This window comes from Gordonia sp. PDNC005 (genome assembly GCF_016919385.1).
Lineage (GTDB): Bacteria > Actinomycetota > Actinomycetes > Mycobacteriales > Mycobacteriaceae > Gordonia.
In genome coordinates, this window is record NZ_CP070351.1 from 139,517 (window position 1) to 151,237 (window position 11,721).

General features: G+C 68.0%; 9 protein-coding genes. 3 read left to right on the forward strand and 6 right to left on the reverse strand.

Annotation, left to right across the window (positions count from 1 at the left end; all coding sequences use genetic code 11):
• The first annotated feature begins 20 nt into the window (after positions 1-20).
• A complete protein-coding gene (locus JVX90_RS00790) occupies positions 21-1,244 on the forward strand; it encodes a Glu/Leu/Phe/Val dehydrogenase dimerization domain-containing protein (protein WP_205330608.1) in 1,224 nt (407 codons plus the stop codon).
• 43 nt (positions 1,245-1,287) lie between these two features.
• Positions 1,288-2,886, forward strand: coding sequence for a thiamine pyrophosphate-binding protein (locus JVX90_RS00795; protein WP_205330609.1), 1,599 nt, complete (start codon positions 1,288-1,290; stop codon positions 2,884-2,886).
• 70 nt (positions 2,887-2,956) lie between these two features.
• Here the strand turns inward: JVX90_RS00795 and JVX90_RS00800 are convergent, their stop codons facing one another.
• Positions 2,957-4,435, reverse strand: a complete 1,479-nt coding sequence (locus JVX90_RS00800) for a cytosine permease (protein ID WP_205330610.1) — start codon at positions 4,433-4,435, stop codon at positions 2,957-2,959.
• Entirely contained in the window at positions 4,435-4,599 is a 165-nt protein-coding gene (locus JVX90_RS00805) for a hypothetical protein (RefSeq protein WP_205330611.1), read from the reverse strand. Before JVX90_RS00805 ends, JVX90_RS00800 begins: the two co-directional genes overlap by 1 nt.
• Before the next feature lie 126 nt (positions 4,600-4,725).
• On the opposite strand from JVX90_RS00805, the gene JVX90_RS00810 reads away from it, so the two are divergent.
• Positions 4,726-6,114 (forward strand): NAD(P)/FAD-dependent oxidoreductase, encoded by a 1,389-nt coding sequence (locus JVX90_RS00810; RefSeq protein WP_205330612.1) that lies wholly within the window; start codon positions 4,726-4,728, stop codon positions 6,112-6,114.
• A gap of 79 nt (positions 6,115-6,193) precedes the next feature.
• On the opposite strand, the gene JVX90_RS00815 is transcribed toward JVX90_RS00810, so the two are convergent.
• From JVX90_RS00815 to JVX90_RS00830, 4 genes are all read right to left on the reverse strand, one after another.
• Positions 6,194-6,787, reverse strand: a complete 594-nt coding sequence (locus tag JVX90_RS00815; RefSeq protein WP_205330613.1) for a TetR/AcrR family transcriptional regulator — start codon at positions 6,785-6,787, stop codon at positions 6,194-6,196.
• A 114-nt stretch (positions 6,788-6,901) separates the two neighbouring features.
• Positions 6,902-8,062 carry an acyl-CoA dehydrogenase family protein gene (locus JVX90_RS00820; RefSeq protein ID WP_205330614.1) on the reverse strand — a complete coding sequence of 387 codons (1,161 nt, stop codon included), beginning with the start codon at positions 8,060-8,062 and terminating at the stop codon, positions 6,902-6,904.
• A 34-nt stretch (positions 8,063-8,096) separates the two neighbouring features.
• Complete coding sequence (locus JVX90_RS00825) at positions 8,097-9,533, reverse strand: aldehyde dehydrogenase family protein (RefSeq protein WP_205330615.1); 1,437 nt, start codon at positions 9,531-9,533, stop codon at positions 8,097-8,099.
• 28 nt (positions 9,534-9,561) lie between these two features.
• Positions 9,562-11,604, reverse strand: coding sequence for an acetate--CoA ligase family protein (locus JVX90_RS00830; RefSeq protein ID WP_205330616.1), 2,043 nt, complete (start codon positions 11,602-11,604; stop codon positions 9,562-9,564).
• Positions 11,605-11,721 lie beyond the last annotated feature (117 nt).

Here is an 11,721-nt window from a genome sequence, read left to right on the forward strand (position 1 = left end):
AAACTCTGCAGGAGCGACCAATGTCCCTGACACTTCCCAACGCCATCGACGCATCGTTCGGCGTACGCGACGACAATGCCTTCTTCGAGATCGTCTGGCACGACACCGAGAGCGACGCCACCGGCTACGTCGTCATCGACCAGTTGGTTCGTGGAGTCTCGTCCGGAGGACTGCGCATGCGTGCGGGCTGCACCCTCGACGAAGTCCGCGGCCTCGCCCGCGGGATGACCCTCAAAGAGGGCGTCCACTACGAGCCGGGCGCACGCTACGTTCCGCTCGGCGGCGCCAAGGGCGGAATCGACTTCGATCCGTACAGCCCCGAGGCCGACGGTGTCCTGCGCCGTTTCCTGCAGGCCACCGCTCCGATCATCGACACCCGCTGGACGATGGGCGAGGATTTCGGAGTCCAGCAGACCACCATCGATCGACTCCTCCCCGAGGTGGGACTCCGCAGTTCCATCCAGGCCGCAGAGCGGGTCGTCGACGATCCCGAAGCCGCCCGCGCCCGGATGGCCACGGCGTTCAACAGCGTCGTCGACGGTGTGAGCCTCGACGAGTTGGTCGGCGGCTACGGCGTGGCCAAGGCCGCCCTCGCGGCGATGGCCCGCCGCGACATGGCACCGGCCGACACCACCGCGGTGATTCAAGGCTTCGGCTCGATGGGCGGCGCGACGGCGCGCTACCTCGCCGAAGTAGGAGTGCGCGTCGTCGGCATCGTCGATGTCGAGGGCGTGGTCTACAACGCAGCCGGTCTGGACGTCGAAGAGCTGCTTCTCACGCGCAGCGCCAAGGGCAACGTCGACCGCACCAAACTCCGCGACGGCGACAGCTGCCTGGACTCGTCGGAGTGGCTCTCGATCGAGACCGACGTCCTCGTGCCGGCCGCCATCTCGTACTGCATCAACGAAGGCAACCAGGACCAGGTCCGCGCTCGTCTCGTGGTGGAAGCGGCCAACATGCCGGTCACGCCGGAAGCCGAAGCGCTGCTCAGCGCACGCGGCATCGAGGTCTCGCCCGACTTCGTCGCCAACTCGGCGACGAACGCCTGGTGGTGGTGGGTCTTCTTCGGCGACGTCGACGGCAGCCCCGAGCAGTCGTTCGCCAAGATCAATGACCGCATCACCGCGCTGAGCGACGAGATGTTCGACATCGCCGCCGCCGAGGGCGTCTCCCTCCGCGCCGCCGCATTCGAGATGGCCTCGCGCAAGTTGGCCGCGATCTCCGACGAGTTCCCGATCTACTGAGCCGGCTTCCCCGTCTCGACTTCAACAGAGAGTTCAGATATCCATGTCAGCTAGTGTTCTCCGCTCGGGAGGCGGCGCCGTCGTCGACGCGCTGGTCGCTCACGGTGTCGACACCGTCTTCGGCATCCCCGGCACGCACAACCTCGCGATCTATGCCGCGCTCGAGGCGTCGTCGATCAAGCACGTCACTCCCCGCCACGAGCAGGGAGCGGGCTACGCGGCCGACGGCTATGCACGACTGTCCGGCCGACCGGGCGTAGTCGTGACGACCACCGGGCCGGCGATCCTCAACGCATCGGCTGCTGCGGCACAGGCGTACTCGGACTCGGTTCCAGTCCTGTTCATCGCACCCGGCATGCCGTCGGATCATCCGAGCGGCTACAACGGCCTGCTGCACGAGGTGCGCAGCCAGATCGACGCGATGTCGGCCGTCGTCGCCCACGCGCAGCGCGTGACCAGCGTCGCGGAGATCCCGCACGCCGTCGCGCAGTGCTTCGCCGCGATGACCACCGGGCGTCCGCGTCCGGCGTACCTGGAGATCCCGCTCGACCTGCTCGAAGCGCAGGCAGAGGTCGTGGCGGAGGCGCCGGTCACCGTGCCGTCGATCGTCCCGGCGGAATCGGTCGTGGCCGCAGCCGCCGAGGTGGTCGCGTCCGCGCAGCGCCCGTTGATCGTGGCAGGAGGCGGCGCGAGCCGCGCCGCCTCGGAGGTGTTGGCGTTCGCCGAGAAGTTCGACGCTCCGGTCGTCACGACGGCCAACGGCAAGGCCGTTGTACGCGAGGATCATCCGTTGGCCCTGGGCGCTGGAGTGCCGCTCGAGGTGACTCTAGACCTGGTCCGCGACTGCGACGTCGTGCTCGCGGTCGGCACCGAACTCGCGCCGGCCGACTGGTGGTGGGGCCCGATGCCCGCGACCCGCCTGGTTCGCATCGACATCGATCCGCTTGCGGTCGCGACCAACGCGATCCCCGAGGTCGCCGTGGTCGGCGACGCCGCGGCCGTCCTCGCCGACCTCACCGAGCGGCTCGCCCCGGTGACCGGCAGGGCTGACCGCGGTGCCGACCGCGCGGCCGCGTGGCGCCCCAGGCTCACCGAGGACGCACGCACCATCGGTGCGGCGTACGTCGGACTCGCCGAGTCCCTCGCGGAGGTTCTGGACGACGACGCTGTGATCGTCGCCGACCAGACGATGTCGTGCTACTACGGCTTGATGGGCAACCTCCCGCGCTACGCACCGCGGTCGTTCATGTACCCGTCCGGTCTCGGCACCCTCGGGTACTCGCTGCCCGCGGGCATCGGTGCGATGGTGTCGACGCCCGGTCGACAGGTTGTCGCGGTGATCGGCGATGGCGGCGTGATGTTCTCGCTGCCCGAGCTCGCGACTGCGGCCCAGGCCGGCATCGCCCTGCCCGTGGTGGTCGTCGACAACGGCGGCTACGGCGAGATCCGTAACGAGATGGTGGACCGGGACGAGACGCCGATCGCGGTGGACCTCCCGACGCCGGACTTCGCCGGTGTCGCACGGGCCCTGGGCTGCCACGGCGTCGACGCCGCGTCGTACGCGGAGGTGGGTCCCGCCGTTCGTGAGGCTTTCGCCGCCGATCGTCCGACTCTGATCTACGTGCGCGAGCCCGCTGTCTGATCAGCTCGAACGTGAAGGCCCGGAACCTCGTCGGAGGTTCCGGGCCTTCGCGTGGGGATGTGTGCTCAGGTCACGCGTCGGCTGCGACGGTCCGGGCCGTGGGCGAGTACAGCCCGAGTCCGGCTGGGATCACAACTGCGCGTGTCAGAACGTAGTGCGCGAGTCCCGCGACGATGAACGACGGTACAGAGGCCGTCGTGTATTTGAAGATGCTCGCCGGCTCGTACGTGATCGGGTTGAGGAGCAGGCAGTAGACCAGAACACCGAGGCCGACCGATGCGAAGGCGCATACATTCACGCCACGCCAGTAGCCGTATCCCGAGTCCGCGGTGTCGGCATACAGTTGCCTGACGTCCAACCGGCCCCGCCGCAGGAGGAAGTAGTCGACGATCTGGACGCCGCACAACGGCGCGAGGAAGAGGGCGCCCCACGACAAGAACTGGCTGTAATTGTCGTAGACGGCCTGGGGGAAGAACACGAGAATCACCGCCGGGCCGAGGATCACGGTGATGAGCGCGGGCCACGAGACGCCGCGGAGCAGGCGTCCGCCGCCGCCGCGCAGTGCGACCATCGAGGCGTATCCCTGTGACAGGATCGCGGTGATGTTGGCCAAGGCCACCACCAGGAGTGCGAGCACGCCGAATGTGCTGCCGATCAGCGGGATCATCCACTCGGTGGGGTCCTCCAGCTTGAGCGTGAGGGCCGCGAAGACGCCGACGACGGCCGCCACCACGGATGCGCCGAAGATGCCGAGGAAGTTGGGCCAGAACGCGGATCGGGACGTTCGTGTGAGGCGGGCGAGATTGCCCATGTTGGGCCACCAGGCGAACCCGCCCGCGATGTTGATCTCGATGGCGAGCATGAAGCTGACGTGCGAGTCCTCCGCTGGGTCGAGCGGCGCGAGCGAAGCGATGTGATCCCAGGTGTCGCGGCGCAGAACCATGATGAGGATTGCGATGATGATCAAGATCAGCAGCGGGGCGATCACCTGGCAGACCCGTTCGACCGAGACCGGGCCGCGCGACAGGATGAGCCACGAGACGACGACTGCGCCCACCGCGATGATCGACAGCGTCGTGGTCGAGTCGGACAAGTGCCAGCCGAACATGTGACTGAGTGCGTTGACCATGCCGTGCCCGAGCATGATGGCGAGCACGGCAGACCAAGCGGCTGCGAGCAGAGTGGACATGAAGACCATGACCACCCGGGCGCCGACACTTCCGAACACGCTGCGCAGACCGATGAACTGCTCGACTCCATACTTGGCCGCGGGCAGGCACGGCGCCAACGCGACGAAGAAGACGGCGATTCCGTAGCCGATGGCGATCGTCGCGATGGCCTGCTTGGCGCCGACGTAGTACGCGACGGCGGCGCCTTGAAGGAACGCCCAGGTGGCGACGGCGAGCCCGATGTTGACCACGGAGTAGTCCCAGAAGCCCCAGATTCGTTCGCGGCGTGTGAGGGGGAGCTCGTTGAGTGTCGCGTCGTCGACAGCGGCGGTGGGTTCGTGCAGGACGGTCTCGTCGGTGACGGCTTTGCGGGTTCTCATCACAGGCACCACCAGAGCAACAGCAGAGTGCCGACGATCAAACCGACGGCGCACAGGACGATGTCGCGGAGTGGGAGATCGGGCAGGATCATCCCGTTGTCGTCGGGGGATTCGAGGAGCTGAAGGCGGCGCTCCAGCTCGGTGTCGAATGCATCGGTTGTCATGGGGAGCCTTTCTGACTGACGAACCAGTTATGTAACTGTGTGGGACGCCTCACAGTCTTGTCAAGACTCAGTCCAGATCACGCCGAGTCATTGACTGATCCGTCAGTTAATGCCACGATGGGGCCCATGTCACACTCAGAGACGAATTCGGCACGCGACGTCGACCATGTGGGCGTCGCGATCATCGGGGCAGGCTACGCGGGACTCTCGGCGGCGCTGGCACTTGTCGACGAGGGCGTGGACGCGGTGGTCCTCGAAGGCGCCGACCGCGTCGGTGGCCGGACGCTGTCGGAGGTTCGTCCCACCGGAGTTGTCGTCGATCACGGCGGGCAGTGGGTCGGGCCGACGCAGACCCGACTGCTCGCGCTCGCGGAACGCTTCGGTGTCTCCATCTTCCCGACGTTCTGGGCCGGCGATCACCTGGAGATCTGGGCCGACGGCGGCGTCAACCGGTATCGGGGCGCGGGGCCGGACGAAGGCGAAGGTCTCCACGAGTACGAAGAGCACATCAAGGTGCTCGACGCGCTGGCGGCGACCATCGACCTGCAGAATCCGCCCGCGTCGCCGAATGCCGCGGCGCTCGATGAGGAGACGGTCGCGTCGTATCTGCTGCGCGAGGTGCCCTGCGAGGGCGCGCGCCGCCGGTTCGCGCTGGCTGTCGAAGGCGTGTGGGCGTGCGAGACCGCACACGTCTCGATGCTGCACTTCCTCTTCTACATCGCCGCGGCCGGAACCTTCGACGAGCTCATGGAGACCGACGGCTGTGCGCAGGACTCACGGTTCGTCGGCGGCGCGCAGGCGCCGGCGAAGGCTGTCGCCACGCACCTGGGCGACCGCGTTCGGCTCGGGTGGTGCGCCGACCGTGTCACGGTGGTCGACGACGGGATCCTCGTCGAGACGTCCGCGGGCACCGTCCACGCGTCGCATGTGATCGTCACCCTTCCGCCACAGGCGGCGGGTGCAGTCCGGTTCGATCCGCCGTTGCCACCTGCCAAGGCGAGATTCGTCGACCGGAGCGTGATGGGCGATGTTGCGAAAGTGCACGTCACCTACCCGAAACCGTTCTGGCGCGCCGAGGGACTCAGCGGTCAGGCGACCGTGTACGACGAGCGGGAGACAGGCGTCGTGTTCGACAACTCGCCCGACGACGCGAGCTCGGGAGTCCTGGTCGCATTCGTGTACGGCCGGAGGGTCGATCCGTGGGCGCAGCTGGACGCCGATGCGCGCCGCGCCGCGATCCTGACGACGCTGACCGATCTGTTCGGAGACCGTGCAGGCGAACCGGTCGACTACGTCGAGAAGATCTGGTCGGTCGACCCGTGGATCCGTGGCGCCTACGCCGCCAATCCAACACCCGGCGCGTGGTCGTCCTACGGCGAGCAAGGGTGGCGTCGCCCGACAGGGCGCATCCACTGGGCGGGGTCGGAGACGTCGAGCGTGTGGAACGGCTACATCGACGGAGCGATCGCGTCAGGACAGCGAGCTGCGCAGGAAATCCTGGACTGTCTCGGGTAGCGCGGACACGATTCGGCTCACTTCGTTCGCTCAACGAGCGGGGTGCGGAGCAGGCGAGTCGAAAGGTCGTTCGCCGAGATCAGGCGGTGATCGCGTCGAGGTAGGAGTCGATGCGCGCGATCATCCGGTCGAGAGGCATCTCGGGAGCGTGCATCAGGTTCTGAATGCTCATCCCGTCGATCATCGATACCAGCACATCGGCGAACACGTCGGCGTCGCCCTCGACGATCTGACCGCGATCCTGACCATGGGCGACGAGGTCCCGGACCAGTTCCCGCCACTGGCCGTAGAGGCGCGCGTTGATGTCTTGCAACGTCTCGTCACGCATGCCCTCAGCCCACAGCTCGGCCCAGACCCGCCACGCCCGGATCGACGCCTCGGTCACGGGCAGATTGCTGTGCGCGAGGGCGCGGAGAGTTGCGAGCGAGTCCGTCTGGTCGCCGTCGAGCATCGCGCGTCGTCCCTCGATGGAACGCTCGTAATTCAACTCGAACGCGGCGTTGACCACGTCCCGCTTCGTGTCGAAGTAGTAGTGGACGGTGCCCGACGAGACTCCGGCGCGCTTGGCGACGTCCGACAGGCGCAGTGACTGCATGCCGCGGTCGGCGATCACCTCGCACGCCGCCGACAGGATCTGCTCGCGGCGTTCCGCTTCGACACTCGGTCGTGGCACTGCTGACTCCTTTGTAGTACTGACGCCCCTCGACACTACGCAGATGACCGGCCCGTCAGTCAAGAAAGAACCGCGGTGTCGCCGAGGCGACACCGCGGTTCGCGGTCGATCATGTCAGTCCAGGTTGCGCGAGATCACGAGCTTCATGATGTCCGAGGTGCCCTCTTCGATCTCCTCGAGCTTCACGTCGCGCATCCACTGCTCGACGGGGAACTCGCGGGAGTAGCCCCAGCCGCCGAGCGTCTGGACGGCCGCGTGGGTGACGAACATGGCGGTCTCGGAAGCCTGCAGCTTGCACATGGCGGCGAGGCCGGTGGCGCGCTGGCCGCTGTCGATGACGCGGGCGGCGTGGTGGACCAGCAGTCGGGCCGACTCGATGCGGGTGGCCATCTCGGCGAGACGGAACGCGACGGCCTGGTGCTCGATGATCGGGACGCCGAACTGCTTGCGCTCGCGGGCGTAGTTCAGGGCGTACTCGTACGCTGCGCGTGCGGCGCCGACAGCGGCGGCGCCGAGCACCACGCGCGAGATGTCGAACGTGCCCATGAGGCCGTAGAAGCCCTGGCCCTCGTCGCCGAGGCGATCCTCGTCCGGCACGAACATGTCGTCGAAGAACACCTCGCGGCAGACGATGGCGCGCTGGCCCATCTTCTTCATCGGCTCACCGAACGAGACGCCGGGGGTGTCCTTCTTGAACATGAAGGCGGTGACGCCGGCCGACCGCTTGGTCTTGTCGGTCTTGGCGAAGACGACGTACTGCTCGGCGGCGCCCGCATTGGAGATCCACGCCTTCTGGCCGTTGATCTTGTATCCGCCGTCGACCTTGGTCGCAGTGGTGATGATCGACGCCGCATCCGAACCCGAACCGGGCTCGGTGGTGGCAAGCGAGGTCATGATCGCGTCGGGGCCGGTGGTCGGCGGCAGCCACTTGCGCTTCTGCTCCTCGGTGCCGAGGACCATGAGCGGGTCGGAGAAGAAGCCGTTCGAGCAGACGAGGTTGCCGATGCCGGGATCGCCCCAGCACAGTTCCTCCTGCACGAGGCACTGGGTGAAGACGTCGGTCATGCCGCCGCCGCCGTACTCGGTGGGGATCATGAAGTCGGCGATGCCGACCTGTGCGGCCTTGCGGAAGATGTCGACCGGAGTGACGGTGTCGGCCTCGTCGACCTCACGGCCGCGCGGGCGGATCTCCTTCTCGGCGAAATCGTGGCAGAGCTCGATGATCTGCTTCTGCTCGTCGGTCAACGGGAATGCGGGGATGTTCACGGTGCTCATGGGATGCCTTTCTGGAGGTGCTCGAGGGAGGGGGCTACAACTGGATGCTGGTGATCTCGGTGAACTCTTCGAGTCCGACGGGACCGAGTTCTCGGCCGAGTCCGGAGGCCTTCCAGCCGCCGAACGGTGCACGCGGATTGAACGGCGCGCCGTTCACGTCCACCTGACCGGTGTCGATACGCGACGCCACAGCGATCGCGCGGTCGGTGTCACCGGACCAGACGGCTCCGGCTAGGCCGTACTCGCTGTCGTTGGCGAGAAGCACGGCGTGGTCGTCGCCGTCGTGCGGAAGCACAACGATGACTGGACCGAAGATCTCGTCGCGTACCGCCGGGTCGTCGGCCTGGAGGTCGGCGAGGACGGTGGGTGCGACGAAGTGTCCTCCCGGGAACTCCGGCAGGGGATCGGGTCCGCCGCACACGAGGCGGGCGCCTCGGGCGAGAGCGCCGTCGATCGCCGAGACGATCGATGTGCGCTGGGCGGCGGAGATGACGGGCCCGAGGTCGGTGGACTCGTCGCCGGGGTCGCCGACGCGCATGGCGGCGACGGCGTCGGCGGCGATCGTGAGGGCGTCCTCGTAGCGGCCGCGGGGGACCAACAGTCGGGACCAGGCGCTGCATGTCTGACCGGAGTTCAGCAGGCCCGCGGCGACACTCGTGCGGACCGCCTCGTCCAGGTCGGCGTCGTCGAGGACCACGCTGGCCGACTTGCCGCCGAGTTCGAGGCACGCGCGCTTGATGTTCTGGGCGGCCGCCACGGCGATGGTCTTGCCGACGCCGGTGGAGCCGGTGAACGACACGACGTCGACGCCGGGGTGCTCGGCGAGTGCCGAACCCACCACACGTCCAGCACCGGGAACCAGGGAGAACACGCCTGCGGGAACACCGGCTGCCACGGCCGCATCGGCGAAGAGGTACGTCGACAGGGGAGTCAACTCCGCGGGCTTCACCACGATCGGGCAGCCCGCGGCGAGGGCTGCGCCTGCCTTCGCGACCAGCTGATAGAACGGGTAGTTCCACGGCGTGATGGCTGCGACCACACCGGCGGCTCGGCGCAGGACACGCGAGTTGCCGATCGTCGTCTGCCACTCGAAGGTACGGGCCAGGCCTGCGAAGTCGGCCATGATCTCGATGCCGAGGTCGATGTGGGCCTCACGTGCCACGGTGAGCGGCGCGCCGACCTCGGCGACTGTCGCGGCGACGAGATCGTCGCGGCGGTTGCGCAGCTCGGAGACCAGGGCGTCGAGGACGTTGGCGCGTGCCTCCGGCGATGCGGTGCTCCACGCCGGGAGGGCGGCGCGGGCGGCGGACACGGCGTCGTCGACGTCGATCGCTGTGCACGACGCCGAGGTGCCTACGGTGGCGCCGGTCGCCGGGGCGTGGACGTCGACGGTCTCGGCCACGGTGCGCCATGTGCCCTTGATGAGCGCAGCGTCGCGCTGCCACAGGGCGACTGTCGTGGTGGCTGTCATGTGCTTGTCCTTCCTGGTGGAGTAGTGGTCAGTTGTCGGTGACGATGAGTGCGTCGAGAGCGAGGACGCCGTCGGGGGCCACGCGAACCGGGTTCAGTTCGATCTCGGTGATCCGTGAATCACTTGCGGCCAGCCGGGACACTGCGGCGACGACGTCGGCGAGGGCCGCGACGTCGGTGGCCGGCTTGCCGCGCCAGCCTGCGAGCAGCTTGTGGGCCTTGAGCCGCGAGATCATGTCGGCAGCGGTCGCGGCGTCGACGGGGGCCGATTCCATGACGACGTCGGCGTACACCTCGGTCGCCACGCCGCCTGTCCCGACTGTCACGGTGACGCCGAGGTCGGGGTGACGCTGGCAACCGATCAGGACCTCGACTCCGTCCGGGCGGGTGTCCATCTGCTCCAGGACGTAGTCGCCGTCGCCGAGTCGGGCGTGCATTTCGGTGAACACCGCCGCCACGTCGTCGCTGTTCAGGCCGACTTTCACTCCGCCGACCTCACTCTTGTGCTCTAGCCATGCGGCTTTGAGGACGAGCGGAGCGGTGAGGTCGGCCGCTGCGGCGACCGCTTCGTCCACGCTGGTGACGACGGTGCCCGCCGGGAAGGACACCCCTTCGTCGAGCAGCAGTGCGCGGGCGTTCCAGTACCCCGCCGTGGGAGCGACGCCGTCGGTCGTCACGACGGCGACGTCGCGGGCGGACTCGCGGTACACCGCGGTGCCCGACAGTGCGCGCAGCAAAGGTTCGACGGTCCCGAAGGTGGGGACGCCCGCGGCCCACAGCGCATCGGCGACGGGCCCGGCGGCTTCCATGGAGTGCACGTACAGAGGCTTGCCCGCGGTGCGCGCAGCGTCTGCGAGTCGCTGCGCGAGAGCGAGCTCGTCGTCCATCAGGCCGGGGTTGTCGGCGCCGTAACAACCGAAGTAGCCGGTGAGGACCGCGGAGTCGACGTCGGAATCGGCCAGTGCCAGAGCGACGGCGCTCACGTAGTTGGCGAGATCGGCTTCACCGGCTCCTGCCAGGTCGACAGGGTTCGACGTGGCCGCGCCGGCTGGAAGCAGGTCGGTGAGCGCCGCGTCGGCCGCTTCACCGAGTGGAGGGACGGACAGTCCGTGGGCGGCTGCCTGGTCGGCCGCGATGCCGCACTGGCCGCCGCTGTCGCCGACGATCACCGTGCGGCGGCCGGCGGGTGCGGCGCCCGCGATCACGCTGCGCGCCACGTCGATCACCTCGCCGGGCGACTGTGCTCGCAGGACCCCCGCCGCGCGGCACGCGGCGTCGACGATGTCGACGGGCGCGGTGAGCGAGCCGGTGTGCGAACGTGCGAGTCGGCTGCCTGCGGCACTGGCGCCGACCGTCAACAGGATCACCGGCTTGCCTGCCGCGCGGAGCGCGGCGATCGCGTCGAAGAGCTCGACGCCGCCGGTGAACGATTCGAGGTAGACGACCACGACGCGGGTGGCCTCGTGGTCGACGAGGTCGGCGAGGAGTTCGGCCGCCGTCACATCGGTCTGGTTGCCGATGGACACGAAACGTGAAACGCCGATGCCGTTGTGCTGGCCGAGGCGGGCGAGTTCACTGCCGAGCTGACCCGACTGGGAGACGATCGCCATCGGGCCGGAGGTGAAGTTGCCCCAGCTGAGGTCGAGTTCGCCTGCGGCGTCGTAGATTCCGAGGCTGTTGGCGCCGACGAGGCGGGCGCCCGCGGCGCGGATGCGCTCGGCGATCTGGACTTCGTCCTCGATGCCGGCGGTGATGCCGAGGAATCCCCGGGTGCCCATCGCGAGAGCCTCGTCGACAACGGCGCCGACCATCGGTCCGGGGACGCACAGTGCGACGAGTTCGGGCGCCTCGTCGAGGGCGCTGAGAGAAGTGACGCAGGCGTGACCGAGGACGTCGCCGCCGCGCGCGTTCACGAGGTGGACGTCGCGCCGATGTGCTCCGGCGATTGCTCCGGCCGCCAGCCAGTAGCCCCACTTGGTGCGGTTCGACGACGCGCCGACCACGGCGACCGAGCGAGGAGTGCTGAACACGGACAGCCCGTTGTGGAGGGAGTTCAGGACCGGGCTGTTCATGGGTGGTGCACCTCACTGATTCGGGGAGTGTCAATAACTGACTGGCGGCTCAGTCAATAATTGTGAATGCTGCCAGATCGTGTGTCAAGTCACATTTGAAAGCGGATGTACCGAGAT

Excerpts from the sequence above, each read along its gene's own strand:
- JVX90_RS00790 (WP_205330608.1), top strand. The coding sequence starts at position 21 with ATGTCCCTGACACTTCCCAACGCCATCGACGCATCGTTCGGCGTACGC.
- JVX90_RS00795 (WP_205330609.1), top strand. The coding sequence starts at position 1,288 with ATGTCAGCTAGTGTTCTCCGCTCGGGAGGCGGCGCCGTCGTCGACGCG.
- JVX90_RS00800 (WP_205330610.1), bottom strand. The coding sequence starts at position 4,435 with ATGAGAACCCGCAAAGCCGTCACCGACGAGACCGTCCTGCACGAACCC.
- JVX90_RS00805 (WP_205330611.1), bottom strand. The coding sequence starts at position 4,599 with ATGACAACCGATGCATTCGACACCGAGCTGGAGCGCCGCCTTCAGCTC.
- JVX90_RS00810 (WP_205330612.1), top strand. The coding sequence starts at position 4,726 with ATGTCACACTCAGAGACGAATTCGGCACGCGACGTCGACCATGTGGGC.
- JVX90_RS00820 (WP_205330614.1), bottom strand. The coding sequence starts at position 8,062 with ATGAGCACCGTGAACATCCCCGCATTCCCGTTGACCGACGAGCAGAAG.
- JVX90_RS00825 (WP_205330615.1), bottom strand. The coding sequence starts at position 9,533 with ATGACAGCCACCACGACAGTCGCCCTGTGGCAGCGCGACGCTGCGCTC.
- JVX90_RS00830 (WP_205330616.1), bottom strand. The coding sequence starts at position 11,604 with ATGAACAGCCCGGTCCTGAACTCCCTCCACAACGGGCTGTCCGTGTTC.